The 18236-nt window shown below is 64.9% G+C and carries 24 protein-coding genes; 11 read left to right on the top strand and 13 right to left on the bottom strand.

Annotated features, from left to right (window positions below):
• Positions 1-73 precede the first annotated feature (73 nt).
• From ACOZ4I_RS10230 to ACOZ4I_RS10195, 8 genes are all read left to right on the top strand, one after another.
• Positions 74-595 (top strand): DoxX family membrane protein, encoded by a 522-nt coding sequence (locus ACOZ4I_RS10230; protein WP_423999158.1) that lies wholly within the window; start codon positions 74-76, stop codon positions 593-595.
• A gap of 7 nt (positions 596-602) precedes the next feature.
• A complete protein-coding gene (locus ACOZ4I_RS10225; protein WP_423999156.1) occupies positions 603-890 on the top strand; it encodes a hypothetical protein in 288 nt (95 codons plus the stop codon).
• 197 nt (positions 891-1087) lie between these two features.
• Positions 1088-1384 (top strand): hypothetical protein, encoded by a 297-nt coding sequence (locus tag ACOZ4I_RS10220; RefSeq protein ID WP_423999154.1) that lies wholly within the window; start codon positions 1088-1090, stop codon positions 1382-1384.
• Between the two features lie 62 nt (positions 1385-1446).
• Positions 1447-1797 (top strand): SHOCT domain-containing protein, encoded by a 351-nt coding sequence (locus ACOZ4I_RS10215; protein ID WP_423999152.1) that lies wholly within the window; start codon positions 1447-1449, stop codon positions 1795-1797.
• A 92-nt stretch (positions 1798-1889) separates the two neighbouring features.
• Complete coding sequence (locus tag ACOZ4I_RS10210; protein WP_423999150.1) at positions 1890-2306, top strand: DUF302 domain-containing protein; 417 nt, start codon at positions 1890-1892, stop codon at positions 2304-2306.
• Positions 2307-2312: 6 nt separating this feature from the next.
• The gene (locus ACOZ4I_RS10205; RefSeq protein WP_423999148.1) at positions 2313-2666 is read left to right on the top strand and encodes an SHOCT domain-containing protein; all 354 of its coding nucleotides are present in this window, start codon (positions 2313-2315) and stop codon (positions 2664-2666) included.
• Positions 2667-2789: 123 nt separating this feature from the next.
• On the top strand, positions 2790-3098 hold the full coding sequence (locus ACOZ4I_RS10200; protein ID WP_423999146.1) for a thioredoxin family protein: 309 nt from the start codon (positions 2790-2792) through the stop codon (positions 3096-3098).
• Positions 3099-3118: 20 nt separating this feature from the next.
• The gene (locus ACOZ4I_RS10195; RefSeq protein ID WP_423999144.1) at positions 3119-3880 is read left to right on the top strand and encodes a plastocyanin/azurin family copper-binding protein; all 762 of its coding nucleotides are present in this window, start codon (positions 3119-3121) and stop codon (positions 3878-3880) included.
• 275 nt (positions 3881-4155) lie between these two features.
• Here ACOZ4I_RS10195 and ACOZ4I_RS10190 read toward each other — a convergent pair whose 3' ends face one another.
• The 4 genes from ACOZ4I_RS10190 to ACOZ4I_RS10175 form a co-directional block, all read right to left on the bottom strand.
• Positions 4156-5022, bottom strand: a complete 867-nt coding sequence (locus tag ACOZ4I_RS10190; RefSeq protein WP_423999141.1) for a CPBP family intramembrane glutamic endopeptidase — start codon at positions 5020-5022, stop codon at positions 4156-4158.
• Positions 5023-5090: 68 nt separating this feature from the next.
• On the bottom strand, positions 5091-6332 hold the full coding sequence (locus ACOZ4I_RS10185) for a serine hydrolase domain-containing protein (protein ID WP_423999139.1): 1242 nt from the start codon (positions 6330-6332) through the stop codon (positions 5091-5093).
• Entirely contained in the window at positions 6329-7264 is a 936-nt protein-coding gene (locus tag ACOZ4I_RS10180) for a CPBP family intramembrane glutamic endopeptidase (protein ID WP_423999137.1), read from the bottom strand. The genes ACOZ4I_RS10185 and ACOZ4I_RS10180 overlap by 4 nt, the downstream gene beginning before the upstream one ends.
• Positions 7265-7812: 548 nt before the next feature.
• Positions 7813-8139: an amphi-Trp domain-containing protein gene (locus ACOZ4I_RS10175; RefSeq protein WP_423999135.1), complete on the bottom strand. Its 327-nt coding sequence runs from the start codon at positions 8137-8139 to the stop codon at positions 7813-7815.
• Positions 8140-8497: 358 nt separating this feature from the next.
• Between ACOZ4I_RS10175 and ACOZ4I_RS10170 the strand changes: the two genes are divergently transcribed.
• The 3 genes from ACOZ4I_RS10170 to ACOZ4I_RS10160 are packed head-to-tail and all read left to right on the top strand — an operon-like array spanning position 8498 to position 11243.
• Positions 8498-9622, top strand: coding sequence for a CBS domain-containing protein (locus ACOZ4I_RS10170; protein ID WP_423999133.1), 1125 nt, complete (start codon positions 8498-8500; stop codon positions 9620-9622).
• An 8-nt stretch (positions 9623-9630) separates the two neighbouring features.
• A complete protein-coding gene (locus ACOZ4I_RS10165) occupies positions 9631-10575 on the top strand; it encodes a diacylglycerol/lipid kinase family protein (RefSeq protein WP_423999131.1) in 945 nt (314 codons plus the stop codon).
• A gap of 2 nt (positions 10576-10577) precedes the next feature.
• Positions 10578-11243: a PHP-associated domain-containing protein gene (locus ACOZ4I_RS10160; protein ID WP_423999129.1), complete on the top strand. Its 666-nt coding sequence runs from the start codon at positions 10578-10580 to the stop codon at positions 11241-11243.
• A gap of 604 nt (positions 11244-11847) precedes the next feature.
• Here the strand turns inward: ACOZ4I_RS10160 and ACOZ4I_RS10155 are convergent.
• The 9 genes from ACOZ4I_RS10155 to ACOZ4I_RS10115 form a co-directional block, all read right to left on the bottom strand.
• Complete coding sequence (locus ACOZ4I_RS10155) at positions 11848-12594, bottom strand: GNAT family N-acetyltransferase (protein WP_423999127.1); 747 nt, start codon at positions 12592-12594, stop codon at positions 11848-11850.
• 192 nt (positions 12595-12786) lie between these two features.
• A complete protein-coding gene (locus ACOZ4I_RS10150) occupies positions 12787-14268 on the bottom strand; it encodes a hypothetical protein (RefSeq protein WP_423999125.1) in 1482 nt (493 codons plus the stop codon).
• A gap of 104 nt (positions 14269-14372) precedes the next feature.
• A complete protein-coding gene (gvpM, locus tag ACOZ4I_RS10145; RefSeq protein ID WP_423999123.1) occupies positions 14373-14657 on the bottom strand; it encodes a gas vesicle protein GvpM in 285 nt (94 codons plus the stop codon).
• 39 nt (positions 14658-14696) lie between these two features.
• The gene (gene gvpL, locus ACOZ4I_RS10140) at positions 14697-15554 is read right to left on the bottom strand and encodes a gas vesicle protein GvpL (protein ID WP_423999121.1); all 858 of its coding nucleotides are present in this window, start codon (positions 15552-15554) and stop codon (positions 14697-14699) included.
• Complete coding sequence (locus tag ACOZ4I_RS10135) at positions 15547-15912, bottom strand: gas vesicle protein K (protein ID WP_423999119.1); 366 nt, start codon at positions 15910-15912, stop codon at positions 15547-15549. The genes gvpL and ACOZ4I_RS10135 overlap by 8 nt, the downstream gene beginning before the upstream one ends.
• Complete coding sequence (gene gvpJ / locus ACOZ4I_RS10130) at positions 15899-16318, bottom strand: gas vesicle protein GvpJ (protein WP_423999117.1); 420 nt, start codon at positions 16316-16318, stop codon at positions 15899-15901. The genes ACOZ4I_RS10135 and gvpJ overlap by 14 nt, the downstream gene beginning before the upstream one ends.
• On the bottom strand, positions 16311-17159 hold the full coding sequence (locus tag ACOZ4I_RS10125) for a hypothetical protein (RefSeq protein WP_423999115.1): 849 nt from the start codon (positions 17157-17159) through the stop codon (positions 16311-16313). Before ACOZ4I_RS10125 ends, gvpJ begins: the two co-directional genes overlap by 8 nt.
• A gap of 22 nt (positions 17160-17181) precedes the next feature.
• A complete protein-coding gene (gvpG, locus tag ACOZ4I_RS10120) occupies positions 17182-17433 on the bottom strand; it encodes a gas vesicle protein GvpG (protein ID WP_423999113.1) in 252 nt (83 codons plus the stop codon).
• Complete coding sequence (locus ACOZ4I_RS10115) at positions 17434-18081, bottom strand: GvpL/GvpF family gas vesicle protein (protein ID WP_423999111.1); 648 nt, start codon at positions 18079-18081, stop codon at positions 17434-17436. It abuts the gene before it with no gap.
• Between the last annotated feature and the right edge of the window lie 155 nt (positions 18082-18236).

The following is an 18236-nucleotide window of genomic DNA, read 5'->3' as shown; positions in this document are numbered from 1 at the left end:
CGTACGAGTCTATGCGGAACTACCCAGGACGATTGGACTGATTCTTTGTCGCTGAATGACGACCGCGCTATCCATGGTACAACAGCTCACGACGACGGTACTTGGCCGAGAGTACACGCTCGATCTATCGGGAACGCTGACGGGCTACTGGCTCGTATTCCTTCGGTTGCTCGTGGGCTGGTTGTTCCTCCACGAAGGGTTGAACAAGTACGCCACGCCGGGGTCGTTCCGTGCTGGCTGGTTTCTCGAGAAGACAGGGACGATCGTATCGCCCGTACTCAACGCGTTTGCAGGCGGTGCGACGGAGGCGGCCGTCAACGTTGTCATCCCGATCGGCGAGCTACTGATCGGTTTCGGGTTGCTCCTCGGTGCGTTGACGCGAACGGCCGCCTTTTTCGGCGCGTTCATGATGTTCTTCTTCTATTTCGGCGGCGAGCACTGGCGACGCGGGCTCGTCAACGGGGATCTGCTAGGACTCGTCCTGTTCGTGACGATTCTCGTCTTCGGTGCCGGACGCGTCTGGGGTATCGATTCGTATCTCGAACGGACCGACCTCGTGCAAGCCAGACCATGGCTGCGGTATCTGCTCGGGTGATGGGATAATGGACATGTTACCACCACGTTCAGCGTACGGCTGGTTCGATGACGCGGCGCTCGCCACCGGCCTCGGGCTCGTCCTTCTTGGTCTGGTGGTGATGGGATTTTTCGAGACGCTCGCCGGAAGCGCTCACTTTACCGAGCGCATCCCCGGAGTCGGCGTCGTCATCGTCCACACCTCGTTCACGCCTCACCTCCGAGCCTACATCATCGCGCTCGGCTTTCTCATCCTCCTCGTGTGGGGCGTCTCCCGTGTGGGTCGTGCCATAATTGCATCACCTGCCGAACCGTGAGAGTATCCGGACATCCGCATGCACGTACAGTTTGACGTCGTTTCCCTCACGACTGCCGAATTCGGTGCAGATGAACGATCCTATTGATGAAAAACGGTTAGAACGCTCTATACACGTTCTCGAACGTTCTCCTGCGCGGATTCACACCCAGCGGGATAACTCCCGAGCGGTCCTACGAGTAACCGAGGAGAACGACAATGACCAACTTCAGAATCGGACGCTGGCTGCTCGTGGTGCTCGCGATCGTCGGTCTCGCGCTCGCCGCGCCTCTGGTCAGCGCACATGGTACTGACACGACTGTTGACGACGCGCCCCCGTACGATGGGACCGCCGACGACTGGGCGGCTTGGATGGAGGGGCACATGACCGAGCACATGGGCCCTGGTAGCGTCGAGTGGATGGAGTCGCACATGGGTGTGACCGTCGACGAGATGGCCCAGGACATGGCTGACGACGACTACGACGGCGGGATGTACGGACAGGGCCACTGCTGACGGCCCCTGACCGTCCCGAACGCATCGAACGAACACTGAAACACACCACCCAACTCACGATCATGACTCAATTCACGACGCAGGTCGGACGCATCGCCCGTCGACTCACGCTACTCGCCGTCCCACTGCTGATCGCGACGACCGGGACGGCAGCCGCCATGGGCGGCGGCTACGGCGGCGGCATGATGGGCGGCGGCTGGGGACTCATCGGCGGCGCGATGGGTCTCTGGGGGCTCCTCTGGATGGGGTTGCTCATCGCAGTCCCGCTCTATCTCGTCTTCGCGCTCGCGGGACGTGACGGAGACCGGTCCGACGAACGGCCGCTGGCAGTCCTCCGAGAGCGCTACGCGCGTGGCGAACTCTCGGACGACGAGTTCGAACGGCGCCGCGAACAACTGGAACGTGCTGGATGAGTCCCCTCGGAGACCTCCGACGCTGGTGAGCCCATTCGGAGCGACCTCTTCGGACCCCAACCCTTAACCCCACCAATACAGAATTATATTGCATGAAGTACACAATACAACAGTCAGTATCCGGCGAGTTCGACGATGTCGTCGAGACGACTATCGACGCGCTCAAAGACGAAGGCTTCGGCGTCCTCTGTGACATCGACGTGCAGGCGACGCTCGAGGAGAAACTCGGCGAAGAGTTTCGCCAGTACCGCATCCTCGGAGCGTGCAACCCATCCCTCGCGCACGAAGGGCTGACCGACGAGATCGAACTCGGCGCGCTCCTCCCCTGTAATGTCATCGTCTACGAAACCGACGACGGCGAGATCATGGTGAGTGCCGTCGACCCACAACAGCTCGTCGGGATGGCCGACAACGAAGCGCTCGACTCGATCGCGACCGAGGTCCACGACAGATTCGAGCGTGTTCTCGCCAGCATCACCGAAGACCTCGAATCCTCGTCGGAGGCCTGAGTGACAATGCCCTCGTCGAACCAACTCGACACGACGACCATCGTCCTCCTCATCCTCGGGGCGATTATCGTCCTTCCCCTGCTCACGATGGGGATGGGATTCGGCGGGATGACGGGCTACGGCGGAATGATGGGCGGATACGGGACGACCAGCGGCTGGTGGCCACTCGTCGGGATGCTCGTCCAGCTGGTCTTCCTTCTCGTGCTCCTCGGTGGGGGCTACCTCGTCTTCCGCCGCGTAACGGACTCGCAGTCGCCTCGAAATCCCGCGATGGAAGCGTTGCGTATGGCGTACGCCCGTGGCGATCTCACCGACGACGAGTTCGAGGCCCGTCGGGAGACGCTCGAAAGTTCGGAGTAACCGATTCGACCACCAACACGGGGGTTGGCCACGTACGCTTCCTTGGAATCCGAAAACTGAGCCTCCCACAGCTTTCGGATATGAATGAGAATGTGCTAAAAGTACAATACCATACAAGCTACTATGACCGAAGTACTCCTCTTCACGCAAAAGACGTGCGGAGCATGTGCGACGCAGCGAGAGAAAAACGACGGTATTGAGGGGGCGTATCCGGACGTCGAGTTCCGGGAGGTCGACATCCAGACCGATCTGGAGACGGCCGAGGAGTACGGCGTCCGGAAGACGCCGACGACGCTCGTGTACGCGAACGGGGAGCGGACTGCCGAGTTCATCGCCATCGTCGATCGAGACGAGCTGGAGACGGCTATCGAAGACACCGACCAGCAATCGGCAGCACTCGCACAACGGCTCACCAACATCGTCCGCGGATGACGGAAACAAATTCTCAGATAATGAACTACAGGAGACGCCAGTTTCTGGGAGCGCTCGGGGCTGGCACAGTCGCGACAGCGGGACTCACCCGGACAGCCACTGCCCAGGAGCAGCCCGTCGTCAGGATGGGGAACAACTACTTCGACCCGATCGGCCTCCACGTCGAACCCGGCACGACCGTCCGGTTCGAGATCGCGGCCGGAACACACTCGGCGACCGCCTACGAGAACCGGCTTCCGGCCGACGCCAGCGCATTCGATAGTGCGGTCATCTCGTCGGGCGGGTTCGAGTACACGTTCGAAGAATCGGGCACGTACGATTACTACTGCATCCCGCACAGATCGGTCGGAATGGTCGGTCGCATCGTCGTCGGCAGCCCTGGCGGGCCAGCCGAAGCGAGTCCGATTCCAGACGGTGACGTGCCCGATAGCGACGCAATCGTCGAACAGGGCGCGATAGCGTATGGATCCAGCACCGGAGGAGGTGGGAACTCCGGTGGCGGAATGATGGGCCATGGGATGGGGTCTGGTCCCGGAATGACGAACGGCCGGAACGGGGGCTTGTTCGGCGGACTGCCGTTCCTCGGCGGGGCACTCGGACTGCTCGGCCTGGTCGGCGGACTCCTCTACTGGGCACTCGGTCGAGGTGATGCATCTCCCGAGAGTGACGATTCCGCCATGGAAACCCTGCGACGGCGATACGCACGAAGTGAGGTCGACGAAGCGGAGTTCCAGCGTCGCCGTGAACGGCTGGAGACTGGGGGAGAAGACGAACCTCGGTAAGGCGCGCGTCGGGCGTTCTATAGGTGGCTGTTCGCTCGGGGCCCGTTGAGAGCGTATTCCAACGCCGAGAGACACCGCTACTGACAGCAAATCCGATGGTGCTAGGCCAACCGCGTCGACGTCGATCCTCCTCGTGTTGATCCTCGTTTCAGACCGCCTTCCCAACGGCGTCGAGTCATCGACCGTCTTTTCCTACCGCCCCGAATGACCGACCATGGTATCGACGGTGATCGACGGAGATCCCGGACAGTCGGTCGGAACGTCTCCGCCCGTACTCACTGGCCACCGGGCGATCGTTCCGGAGTGTCGATGTCGGCGAGGCGCTCGCTGCCGTAGACGGCGACGACGACCAGCGCCGCGACGAAGAACACGATTGCGAGGAGCCCGTTCGGCAGGGCGGTCTGGAGCGCGGTACCACCGCCGACGAGGTACAGGATGCCACTGGTGTTCACGGAGGCGTGCAACACCATGGTCGCCAGGACACTGCCACCGGTCTCGTTGTAGACCCAGGTGAACACGACAGAGAGTGCGATGACCGCGAGCGCGTAGTAGTAGACCGGGTCGCCGGCCTGTGAGGACCCCGATACCAGAAACAGGGGCAGGTGCCAGGCGAACCAGCCGACGCCGATGAGCAGGCTCGAAGCGAGTGCCGAGTACGATTCCTGGAGGCGAGGCAGCGCGAATCCGCGCCACCCGAGTTCCTCGTTGCCACCACCGACGAGGAACACCTGGAGGAACAGCACTGGGTAGAGCAGCAGAACGCTGGTGGACGGGGGGTCGAACTGGCCATCGAACACGACGATGTGGATGGCACTCGCCACGATGACGGCGATGGCGGGGAACAGCAGTGCGAACACCCAGTACCTGATGGGAACCCTCCACCGGAGGAGCTGTCCAGCCCACTCACGAAGGCTGTCGCCGATGGCCCACGTGACCAGTGCTGCGGCCACGAGCGGTCCGAACCCGCCGACCATGATGAACAGCATCGTCTGGAGGTCGTTGGCGAGCACCAGCGGAGCCCACGTCGCCCACCAGTCGCTGAAGACAAGCGGCACCCACGCTGTCCAGGAGAGCAGGTACGCGACGACGAAGAATGTCGTCACGGGATACGTACTGATGTGTCTGCGGATGCGGAACGCCATAGTGTAGAGGAGGAATCATATCCATTTCAACATTGTCAAGATTCTCTCCCGGAGGGAATCGCGATCAGTCAGTAAAACTCCTCCAGCACGACCCGCTGGAGGTGATCGAACACGAACGTCTGGTCGATCGTCGAGAGATTGCTGAGGACCGCGATGGTGTATTCGGGGTCGTCGTGATGCATCGCAATGGCGGAGTAGCCGGGAATCGTCCCAGTGTGGCCGACGAGCTCCTGGCCGTCGATGACGAGGTTCCGAACACCGAGTCCGTAGCCACGCTGTGCCGGAACGTCCGTGTCGGGTGCATCAACGAAGGTTTGCATTTCGGCGATCATGCGTTCGGAAAGCACGTCGCCGGAGAACAGTGCTCGAACGAAGCCAGCAACATCGGGTGCGGTTGAGAGGATGCCGCCCGCAGCGTAGGCACCCGTCTCCAGTGAATCACGGAATCCAGTCAGGTTGCGCCGGCCGAGATTGAAGATGGACTCGTCGTAGGCATTCGCGATACGTGCGTCCCGTGGATAGTCGAGGTAGTACGTTCGGTCGAACCCGAATTCCTCGCGGACGAGGCGGCGGATCTGCGTCTCGTATGGCTGTCCGATCACTCGCTCGAGGATCATCCCGAGCAACACGTAGTTCGAGTTCGAGTACTCGTGTCGAGCGCCGGGTTCGAAGCGGAGTTCGGAGCCGCGAATCACGTCGAGCAGTTCGCTCGGGTCCCACGTTCGGGTCGGGAACCCCAGATACCGCGCGAGGAACCACACATCGCTCGTGTAGTTCGGGACGCCGCTCGTGTGATTCAGCACCATCTCGACGGTCACCTCGCTCGCGCCGTCGATATCGACCCACTCGTCGATGGTATCCGACAGCCCCAGTGCGCCCTGCTGGACCTGCCCCAGCACGAGCGTCGCCGTGTAGAGTTTCGTCACGCTGCCGACGTACAGCTGATGTGCGAACGAGAGCGGGACCTCGTCGTCGTGGTCAGCAGTTCCGGCGACGCCGCACCACCGCGTTCCGTCCTCGAAGATTGCACACGCCTGGAGGCCGACGTTCGAACGGTCGGCACTGTACCGGTCGAGAACGGTCAGGAGTCGCTCCGCGGGGACGTCAGCTTCGCTGGGTCCTGTGCTACTACTCTGAACCGGATCGGCCGTCTCGATGCTCGTCCGCTCGTTCTCGCCGTGCAGGTAGAGCACTCGCCCCGTCCAGCCAGCGAGTCCGAGTGCACCGGCCACTCCTGCGCCGCCGGCGGTCTTGAGAAAACGCCGCCGAGTGTGTCTGTGGGCCTCGCTGCTCGACTGGCCGTCGCTCATCCCTGCTGTTCCTGTCCGACATCCGGCGTTCGACCTGCCGTCTCGGTTGCTCGCGATTCGTCGTCGTCCAGTCCGAGGACGCTGGTATCCGGCACCTCGTGTTTCGAGAGGCGGTCGGCCCCGAACGCGAGGACGACGGCCACGGCGAACCCGACCAGCACGACGGCCGAAGAGACCTCCGCGAGGAAGTTCAACCACGGATCTGGAATTCCGCCGGGGACGAGTGCCGCCCGGTCCGCGGGGTGATAGACGCCGATGCTGTTCATGCCGGCATGAAACACCGCGACCGCGAGGACACTCCCCGTGTTGTTGTACATCCACGTCCAGAGGACTGACCCCGCGAGGATTGTCACCCCCCAGATGAGTTGTTGGGAGACCGGCCAGCTGCCGTGGGTGGTGTTGGCGTTCAGGAACAGTGGAAGGTGCCAGCCGGCCCATGCCACCCCAACGAGCAGACTCGTGACCAGCGCGCTGTAGCGCTCCTGGAGCACCGGCACCATGAACCCGCGCCAGCCCAGTTCTTCCTGGCCGCCGCCCCAGACGGTTCCCCAGGCCATGACGAACAGGTAGATACCCGGAAACGGCAGCGCCGAGAGGTCGATCGGGCCACCGAGTGCGACGTAGAGTCCGCTGCCGATCGCGAGGACGACGAGCGGGAGTAATAGCGCGACCGTCCACCACTTCGCGCCGATCTGCCACCTGAAGAACTGGCCGACCCAGGACCGGAGACTGCCTTCCGACGCCCACACGACGACGGCGGCTCCCACGGGCGGACCGAAGCCACCGAAGCCGATGATGATCGACATCGTCCACGATGCGGTCATCCCCGAAAGTGCGACGATCCCCTGTATCGTCCACGTAAAGGCGTAGGTGACCGCCAGGAAACTCGCGATGCGGTGGCGGTCGATCCACCCGCGTACGGAGAGCGCCATGTGACAACAATACTGAATGGGGCGGTTAATATCTGCCGTCGATTCCTCCTGCGAGGGCACACAACGAGACGGACCCGGTGGATACGAACGGTTTGCCCACGAGGGACCCTCAGATGCGGGCGTCCCGATGCTCGCTGGGGCAACTCTCGGCAGATTGTCACTCAGTCGATCTATCGTCGCCTCCTCGGTCAGGCCGGACAAGCCATCGACTGCGTGATCGACAGCCCTTCCAGGACCAACTGTCCAACGTCGTCTATCAACGCCTCCAGGTGGCCAAGCAAGGCATCGTCGACAGCGACATCCAGGTGCCGTGTACCGCCGCCGGGTGTAACTGATCGACGGGATCATCGGGCTGGTCGCCCGTTCGTCGCGGCCGTCGTTCTCGTCCTCACCGTCTGGGGGTCGACTCGGATGCCCAGTGCACTCGGCGAGCCCTACGAGAGCGAGGACTGAGGGGTGTGAGTCGAAGATCAGGGCATACGAATTTCCGGTGAGCCAGGAAAGAGTGCTCGCCACCGGCGTTCAGATTTACCCCGGCGAAACCGAGCTTACCTGATCTCCATCTCGTCGCGTTCGTCCTCGTCGCTCGTCTCGCTCGTCCAGCGAAGTTCGAACTCGACCTCGTTCTCGGTTCCGGTGCCGACCAGCGACGAGTCCGATTCGACCTCGACTTCGAACGTCATCGCCTCGGGCGGGTCGATCGTCTGGCTCTCGTTGCCGACCATGAACGTGATTCGGGTGTCGTCCTCGTCCGAACCGCCGCTGAGCGTCGGGGCCGACGTCGTCGAGTCTCCGTCTAGCTGCGCTGCGAACTCGCGGAGGTAGTCTGCGATCTCGTCGCGCGTCATCTGTCGTTCTGATTCGAGTGTGGTCATGCTGAACCGGTTCAGTGTTCGTGTCGCAACGCTATCGTGTGTCTGCTTGCAAATACCAGCGGAGTGATTCGGAGTCGGCGACCGCACGCATTTGCCGTGCCTGTGCAGGTCGAATGAGGAGAGCCAGAACCGAAACCGGGGACGTGAGAGGGTCGTGAAACGGAGTACGATAGCGGTGGCGCTCTCGCTCGTCTTGGACGTGCCACTGGCCGACCGTATCGTTACGGACACGGAGTGGCATCTCTTCGACGAGCGAGTGACCGCTCTGTCGGGTTGCAAGCCGCAGGGGCGAATCGCTCCTCGGGCCTGTAGTCGCAGGCCGGTCGCTGATTGCCCGTCCACTCGCATGAATTGACAGATGAACCGATCGATACTGACACAGGAGTTCGAGAGTGTGACGCCGGAGACGCGTGCAGGCAAACTCAGATCCGACCTGCAGACCAATTCCACCGCGGCGGTCCTCGTCGGCGACGACGAGATCGAGGGCGCAGTCCTCCCCAGAGACCTGCTTCGATCGCGCCTCAGCGACGACGCACAGGCACAGACCGTCATGGGGACGGTCCCGAAGCCAGCGCCGACGGCGGAGACGAGCGAAATCGCTCGCGTGCTCGTCGAGTCCGAATCGACGGTCGCTCCCCTCGTCGACGAGGCGGGCGTCCGGGGCATCGTCACCCGAGACAGTCTCCTCAGAGCGGTCGACACCGATTTCGACGCGATCAACGTCGAATCGATCTACACGCAGGACCCGGTCACGGTCGACCGCAAGACGAAGATGGGGAAGGTCGTCAACATCGTCAGGGAAAACGGGATCTCTCGGGTTCCGGTCGTCGACGACGACGAACTCGTCGGTATCGCGACGACGGACGACCTCGTCGAGTTCGTCGTTCGCGGGACCGACACCGCGACGAAGGGCGACCGGCGCGGTGAGAAGCGCCACCTCGTCGATCTCCCGGTCGAGAACGTGATGAGCCGGCCGGCGGAGACGACGACGCCTTCGGCGACAGTCGGATCGGCCCTGGAGACGATGTTCGAGAAGGGATACGACGGGCTCGTCGTCGCCGACGGATCCAGCGTGGAGCGCCCGCTCGGTGTCCTCACGAAGACGGACGTGCTTCGGGCGATCACGGACTCCGACACGCCCGACCTCGACGTCCAGGTCGTCAATCCGGAGTACTTCCGGGAGATCGACTGGACGGCGATTACCGAGCGCATCGAGGGCGTCACTGAGAAATACCAGGAGCTGGACGTCTTCGACGCTCGCGTAACAGTCCAGAAACACGAGGAGAACCACCGCGGGGAGTCGCTCATGCGGTGTGAGGTACGACTGTTCACCGACGAGGACCGAGTGGCGGGAACCGGCGAGGAGTACGGAGCGGCCAACGCGTTCGACGCGGCGCTCGAGACGCTCGAAAAGAACGTGCTGGAACTGAAAGGCAAACAGACCGATAGGGATCGGAACGAGACGGTCCCCCGAAAGCCCTAGCCAGTTCGATGGTGCGCGAATCGGGGTCCGAGACGAGCGCCGAGTCGGTCGTCGTCCTCAATCCGGTGAGTGGCGACGGCACGCACGTCGAGCCGGTCCGCGAACAGTCCGCCGTGCGTGGCTACGGCGTCAGCGAGACAGAATCGGCGGGCGACACGGTGTCGATGACGAAGACGGCGATCGACGCGGGCGCGACCGAGATCCTCGCCGCCGGCGGTGACGGGACCGTAAACGGCGTGGTCCGGGGCGTCGTCGAGGCGGACGCGCTCGACGCAGTCACCGTCGGCGTCCTCCCCTGTGGGACGGGCAACGATTTCGCCGAGAACGTCGGCATCAGCGATATCGGGCAGGGATTCGACGCCATCGAAACGGGCGAGCGCCGACGGATCGACCTCGGATTTGCCGACGAGGCGCCGTTCGTGAACTCCTGTGTCGGCGGGCTGACGGCGGAGTCGAGCGCGGAGACGGACCCGGACATGAAAGATCGGTTCGGGTCGCTGGCCTACGTGATCACGACGCTCAAGACCATCCCGTCGTTCGACGGGATCCGTATGACGGTGACGCTCTCGGACGGCCCCGACGAGCCGTCGGTCTGGTCGGGGTCGGCCATCGCCGTCCTGATCGGAAACGCCCGCCGGTTCCCGCCGGGCGGCAGCACGGCGGCCGACGTCGAGGACGGCCGGTTCGACGTCACAGTCGTCGAGGGTGACGGCTCGGTGGGCCTGCTTGAAACCGGGACCGTCGAGCGACTCTTCACCCGGGAGAGCGAACGCACGCACCGCTTTACGGTCCCGTCGCTCGACATCGAGGTCCACGCGGACGAGCACGCGGCGTTCAGCCTCGACGGGGAGGTCGTCGAGCGGACGGCCCTCTCGGTTCGCGCTCGCCAGCAGGCGCTCGAAGTCGCCGTCGGGCCGGGCTACGAGCCGACACCGGACGGGACGGGGGACTAGCGATGCTCAGACTCGACTTGCACACGCACACCCGATTCTTCCACTGGAACGAGGGATCGCCGACGTGGTTCGACCCGCTCGGCGCTCGCCTGCTCGGGCGCGCCGCACGCCACAGAAACTTGGACGGGATGGCGCTGACGAACCACGACTACTACCGACCGTACGACCCCGGACCCTCGCTCGTGACGCTTCCCGGGATCGAAGTCTCGACGACGCGCGGCCACGTTCTGGTCGTCGGCCCGGACCCGCCGACTGACACCGTGCCCGACAAACACACGCCGGCGGCGGTGGCCGACGCGGCACACGACCACGGTTGCGCGGCGATTCTCGCACACCCCTATCGGAACAGCACCGTCGCCGAGAGCGATGCCGCACTGGACGCCGTCGAGGTCAACGGCAAGCACCCTCAGCGCCGGGCGAAAGTCGAGCGACTCGCGGCCGAACTCGACCTGCCGCTGGTCGGCGGGAGCGACGCCCACTACCCGATCGAGGCGGGACGGGCGTACACCGTCGTCGACGCGAACGAGCGGACGCCCGGGGCCGTCGTGGACGCCATCCGCGACGGGCGCGTGGAACCGCGCGTCGACGACCGCCTCTCGGATCGCCTCCTCCGCGAGGTGTACGCTCGGATTCACCGCGCGAAAGGCCACGACGAGCAGAGCGATTGAAGGCTCGACTGCGGTGAAGCCCCGTGTCGCTCGACGCGGACGACGTGTCGCAGACAGAGGCCGCAGTCAGCAAGACGGACTTCGGTTCTATCGTCCACTCTCTGGCGTAGCCGCTGGTCTCCTTGTCTGAGACCGTCTCGCTGAACAGTGTTGTTATACAGTTCCGTCTGGAACTGATCGTATGGAGTCGGGGGATGCTATCATACGTGCTGACGGATGGCTCTGGCATCTGACCAACGTCGTTGCTGGTGCCGTCACCTTTCTTGGAGCGGTCCTGTACACTCCGCCCGGGACTCACTCGTGGAACCTAATTATCGCCATTGTGGACCCGTTCTTTCTGCTCGCTCCGCTCTCGCTACTGTACACTTGCTGGTGTGGGCTCGACCTGTGGCGATGGTATGGGGGTGACGAAGTACTGTGACGCGGTGAGTCCACCACCTGTATCTACCGACTGTCACTGCAGAGTCGCGTCGGCCGAGGTCAAAAGACCACTGCTACTGCACACCCAATCGAACTGCCGTCGTACGATCGGTGTGTCCCTGAGTCGGGTGAGACAACGGCGTCGGCCGGTGTGGCGGATGGTCGACGTGGCGTCGCCGCCGCCTCAGAGGTACGCCGGATCCCACTCGTCCGGCCGGTGCGTGTTTCCACAGTCCGTACACTGGAGGCGTTCGAGTCCGTCGGAGGTCACCGACGTGCTCTCACACACCGAACAGAGGAAGCCGACGCGGGTCCCGCCGTCGTCGCGAACGGCGTAGAACGGCCCGCGTTCCCCCTGGAGCGACTCGTCGGTCGCGACTGACTGTCGGTCCCCGTCGAGCGTGGCCTCGTCCGGGACGCTCTCCACTTGCTCGGTGCGCTCGGGATTCGCTCTGTGCCGCGTGTACACCTCGACGGTGAACCGCTCGCCGCCGACTTCGGTGGTGTACTGCTCGCTCGCGTAGAGCCCGAACCGTTCCAGGAACGGTGCGCCCTCTCGGGCGCTCTCCAGCGCTCGGGCGGTGAACTGCGGCGCCGTCGTCTCCGCCTCGCTGCGGAGTTCCTCGACGAGCGCCCGACCGACCCCGCGGCCACGGGCCTTCGGGTGGACGTGGAGCCACTCGATCGTCGTCCCGTCACCGAGTTCGCCGAACCCGACGAGGCGAGTCCCATCCGCGGAACCGGACTCTTCTGCGACCAGCAAGTCGTCGTCTTCGTTCTCGATCCGCTCGCCGACCGGGTCCGGTGCGAACGTGGTTTCGACGATGGTCGCGATCTCCCCCGGACTGAGAACGTACGAGGCGCGGAACGAGCGCCGGGCGACCGATTCGATGGCGGTGCTGTCGTCGGCCGTCGCGGGGCGTATCTCCATACCACGTGTCGGTCTTCTGTGGTGATAGGCGGCGTCCCTGCAGGTGAAGGGGCGCCCCCGTCACGCCGTCGGATCGCGGTGTGTCGGTGCTTCTGACTGGTGGTTCGCCCCACGGGCGGCGGGGCCCTGGCGGCCAGAACGAGCGGGACAACTGGGCGAGCGAAGGCGACCGCCTCGTCTGCCGGCTTCCGGTCACCACGCGGCGAACCGGTCCGTCTCGAAGGTCGCCGCCTGTCGACGGATGTAGCGTCGCTGGGTTCCCCGTACCGCGCGGTCGAACGGTTCCCCCTCGTCGAGTCGGTCACGTACCTGATCGAGTTTCCACTTGCCAGGGGTCCGCCGGGTTCGAGCGCGCGATTCGAGCGGTGAGAGCAGGTCGTCCGCGTACTCGGCGTCGAATCCGGCCGTTTCGAGTCCGGCGCGTGCACACGCGAACAGGTCCGCGTAGAGCGCGTCGGTGTCGGTGATTCGGTCGCCCGAGCGGTCGATCCACCGGAGGTCGGCCGACAGCCCGTCGGCTGCTGCCGCATAGAAATTGTGCCGTGCGTCCGCCCAGTCGAGACTGCTGACCGGGTGGTCCCGACGGGTGAAGTCGGTCAGCAGCCCGGCGAAGAGACCGACGAACGCGATGGTGTCCTGTAGCGTGGGCTGACCGGGTAACGGACGGAATTCGATGCGGACGTTCGGTTCTCCCATGGCCCCCGCGTCGAACACCGGCCGGATCCACCGCCAGTAACAGCCGTGTTTGTGCGAGAAGTGCCGCAGCGCCGACTGATCGTCGAACAGCCTGGGGACGATCGTCGGGTCCGAGGCGATGGACTCGACGGCGTCGGCGACGGACTCGACGTCCTCCGGGAACGCGACCTTCGCGGGCCCGTCGTCGTCGTTCATCACGGATTCGAACACCCCGATCCGGTTTTCCAGTCGGGCGGCGTCCACGATCGTCTCGCCGTCGACGTCGTCGTAGAACGCCGGCGGGAAGAGCGGCGAGTTGACGCCGAGCGCGAGGATCGGCCCGGCGGCGCGGAGCGCGTACCGGAAGTACGTCGGCAGCTCGCTCGCCTGCTCGACGACGAAGTGGGGCTGGATCGACGTCGTGAGGCTGTTCAGCAGTGCCGTCTTGCCCTCGTACGTCGCGTTCGGGGCATCGATCCTGGTGGCCGCGGACTGCCCCTGTGCGTGGTATCTCGCGGTGTCGCACATGTTCGTCGCGAGCACCGTGTCGTCGGTCGTGGTGTGGTCGGTGAGGTACTCGACCCCCGTCTCAGTCTGGGGCGAGATCGTCCAGAACCCGTCGCTGACCAGTCGCTCCTCGGGGTCGAGGAGCGCGTCGCTCGCCGCCTCGAATCGCGCCCGCATCTCGGATTCGATGGTCTGGAGCCCGGTGGCCGAAAAGGGTTGGGGCGACGACCGAAACTCGATCTGGTGGCGACCGATCTCCTTCTCACAGCCCAGTATCTCGTCCGTGCACCGCGGAAGCGTCGTGAGCGCGTTCTCCCGATCGACCACGTAACATTCGTACTCCAGGCCGGTCGTCGCCAGTTCGCTGTCGAACGCCCCGTCTTCGACAGCGCTGACGAGCCACGAGGCCTCCTCGCGAACGCGGTCGTCGAATTCGGTCGGATCGCGAGTACAGAGCGAGGCGACCTGTGACGCCAGTTCTGTTTCCTGCATAGTAATTTACAGACGGCCCACCTCCCTGAGTGTAGAGCTTGTATATACGCGGTCTTCGCCTCAGGAGGATCCTCAGTCCCGTTTGCGCCCGATTTGACCTGCCGCTACAGCCCGTTCCCGCCGTCTCCGGGCGGGCCCGAACCCGGACGGTCACCGCGTCCGTCGGCCGCCTCGCTCCCGTCGATGGCCGCTCTCGCGTCGTCGTCCCAGTCCTCGAAGTAGCCGTAGTCCCGCATCGTCGTCATGCCCGCGATCGCCGCACGGAGACTGATTCCGATGAGCGGAACGTCTGCGACGGTGACGACGACGTCCGCCTGCACGATGACACCGTCGCGCAGGAGCACGTCGAGCAGGTCGACGACCGCGTCGCCCTCACGGGTGGGGTCCATTGGTCACTGGAAAGGCGCCGTGACGGCGGCGTTCGGCAGTCATGGGTCGGTCTCCAGCGTCGGTGCGAAGGTGTACGGTGGCCAGGGGCCGGTGTACCGGACTTCGAGGCCGGGGGTCGCCGCGACTTCGTCGAGGCGTTCTCCGATGGCGCTCGCCGCGGCGTCGTCGGCCAGCGCGGCGAAGGTCGTCTCGAAGTCCGCGTCGTCGGCCCGGTCCGTCTCGACGAGCGCGGAGACGGTTCGGTCGACGGACTCGACCTCTGTCGCGTGGGACGCGAGGGACTCGCGGACCGCGGCCACCGTCTCCTGCCACTCGGTTGCGACCAGCGACCGTTCACGCTGCCGGGCCTGCTTCTCGCGCAAGAAGGCGGTGCCGGTGTCGGCCCCGGTCGCATCCTCTCGAAGCTCGTCGAGGCGAGCGTCCGCGTCGACCGCGCTCGCCCCGAACGGATCGGCGTCACAGCGGAGTTCGATTCGATACTCGCTGTGTCCGGCGAGGTCGTCGAGTGCCGACCGAAGCGTCGGACCGGTTCGCTCCAGCCACGCCGCCACCGCCTCGTCGTCGCCCTCGACGATGGTGTCGAACCGGACCGGCAGCGGGGTCCCGAAGCGGTCGTGGACGGCGTCGACGACGCCCTGGTGTTCGAGCAGCCATCGCTTCACCGTCGCTCCGTCGTTCGAGTCGTACGGGTCGTCCCGGCGGTGCACGACCGCCCCGAGCCCGTCGACGGGGACGAGGTAGGGTCGTTCGCCGTCGACACCGTCGGTCCCCAATTCGGTTCCGTCCGTCATCTCGCCCGCGTCGGTGAGATCGGCCACGCAGTAGAGATACCGGCCCGTCCCCGCGCCCTCACCGGTGCGTTCGCCGTCGCCGACCGTCTCGGTGGCGTCAGTCACGGCTTCCCCCGTCGTCGGCTCTCGGCTGGGTCGCCGGACCCGGTTCTGCGGCGACGCCGGCGGACGGATTCTCGGGATCGACGGACTGGAGCGCGTCGGCGACCAGGCCGTCGAGGTCCGAGCGGATCCGATCGACTTCCGTCGAGATCCCGGCGGTCGCCTTGATCTCCTCGACCTGGGCTTCGATGGCCTGTAGCTGTCCGCCGAGTCGCTCGACCTGCTCGTCGGTCAGACGGCCGGATTCCATCCGCCGGATCGCCTCCCGCTCCATCGCCTCGACCAGCAACTCCACGACGGCGACGACCAGCGCGAGGAGCCCGTCGCCGGCGTCCTCGCCGTCGACGTCAATCGTCGTCACCGTCCGCACCTCCGTTCGTCGGCTCCGCAGCGCCCCCATCGCCGCCCGGGTCGTCGGCCACCTCGGTGGCGGGTCGCTCGGCCCGGTCGCCGTCGGGAACGTCGGTCGGCGACGTGGCTCGGCCGCCGTCACCACCGCTCTCGAATCGGCCCTCGTGTGCCGGCCCGAGCCGATTCCTGTTGGCGACCTGCTCGATCCGTTCCTGGTCGGTCCCGTCGGGGAATTCGAGGCCGTACTGCGCGGCCGTCTCGAAGGACGCGACGGCGGCGCGAATCTGGATCCCCAGCAACTCGGTATCGCCGACGGAGACGGCGATATCGGCGTTGATGACGAGGCCCTTGTCGAGCAGCAACTCGACGACGTCGGCGAGGTCGGCGGAGGAGCGGGTCGGTCCCGGACTACTCATCGCTGTCCTCCTCGTCGAATCGGCTTCCGTAGATACGCCGTCTGTTCGGGGCGGTCGAGTACCGCGTCTCCTCTGGAACCGTCGAGAACGCGGCGCGGCCGGATCGCGGGCGGTGCGACGAGATGGTCGACACCGCCGTCGGGTTTCGCGAGTTCGATGTCTTCGAGTGTCGCTGCTCGCTCTGTTCGATGTTCGCCTCTCGCAGCTGTTTCAGGCGCTCTCGGGCCTCGAGGATGCGCTCGCGGAACGCCCCGACCGAGTCGCTGATCTGAGACTGGATGGCGTTTTCGAGGGATTCGGGGTCGAATCCGTCGTCGTTCGGACCCAGCCCCTCCAGGCCGTCGGTGGCGGACGCCTCGTCGGCCGTCTCGTCGCCGGAGCCGTCGTCGTCTGAGAAGGGACCGTCGAGCGAAACCCCCTCGAAGAACCCGTCGTCGGACTCCTCGTCGAAGTCGTCGAGTTCGTCGTCGAGGTCCCGGGACTGCCGCCAGAACGCTCTGGCGTCGACCGTGTCCCAGACCTCCGACATATCGGTCACCGAGAGGAGTTTGCGTAACTTCACCGCGGCCGTTGGATTGCGGTCCTCGATCGCATCGGGGACCTTCTCCAGTTCGATCGCTTCGGGGAGGGACTCCCACTCGATTTCGCCGAGGAGGTCCGTCAGATCGACCGTATCGAGCAGGTCCTCGACGGAGTCGGCGACGTCGTGTGCGTCGTCGAGCGAATCTATCGCACCCTCGACCGAGTCGTGGCCGGCCGCGGCTCGTTCGGCACTCGATAGCAGGTCGTCGATACGACTGAGGAGCGCGTCGGCCGTCTGGCCGTGTGCGTTCTGTGTCATTGTGGGATCGCCGTCGGTTTCGTCATCGTTTGACCTCGACTCTCCCGCTGAGGCGCTCGCGGGCGGTCTCGGCGACTTCGAGTTCGGATTCGAGGGTCGCTTTGCGCCGGTCGTACGCGTCCGCGTCCAGTTCGCCGACCTCGTAGAGCAGACGGACCTCCTTGAGGTCGTCGCGGATCCGTTCCACGTCGTAGCGCTCCTGGAGCGCCATGTCGTGGATGACCGTCAGCAGGGACGTGATCGGTCTGAGGAACAGATCGTCGAGGAGGAACATTCAGGCCTCCGCCGCGATGGTGAAGTCGACGAAGCTGTAGGGCGCCCACGGCCCGGAGTACTGGACAGTGAGGTCGGGATGGGCCTCGCGGACGGCGTCGACGGCATCGTCGAACTGCTCGCGGTCGTCGCGGGCGACGAGGTAGGCGCGGTTCACCAGCAGTCGGTCGCTGAACAGGTCGCCGTCTGCCACGTCCTCGGCGCTGTCGTCGAGTTCGGCCTCGATGGACGCGCGCGTCTCCTCGGGGTCGGTCAGGCCGTCCTCGGGAACGAGCACTTTGATCCCGACCTCCTCGCGGTCGGCGGCCTGCCGGAGCGACCCCGTGAGTTCGACCCGACTGTTTCGGAGCACGTTCTTCAGCGCGCGCTCGGAGTCGAACACCATCCCGAAGCGCATCGGGACGACCGGCCGACCGTCGCCAGCAGTCATCACCTCGCGAAGGACGTCGTCGTGAGCGCGTGCGTTCTCGTCGCTCTCGTCGGGGTCGAGCGTGTCGATATCACTGACGACGGCGGCGTGGTTCCGGTGACTGACCGTGTAGACGTCGCTCGCCGCTTCGACGCCCGTTGTCGACACCTCGACCGCTTCGTCTTCGACAATCCCGTACACGTACAGCTTTTCCTCGGCGACGGACTGGTCGGCGCTCATGTGCGGAACACCGCTTCATAGTGACGAAGCGTTACTGCTGGCAGTCGCAAGGCCCTGGTGGTCGAAGGGGGCACCTCTCTGACTGACTGAGCGAATCGCGCCACAGCGCCCCTCTCTGGTGCTGTCAGGAGCCTGCAACTGCAAGCGCCAGTGAC

It is taken from the genome of Haloarcula salina (genome assembly GCF_049603855.1).
Lineage (GTDB): Archaea > Halobacteriota > Halobacteria > Halobacteriales > Haloarculaceae > Haloarcula > Haloarcula salina_A.
Note: the sequence above shows the minus strand (reverse complement) of the source record. Positions and strands in the feature narration are given on the sequence as shown.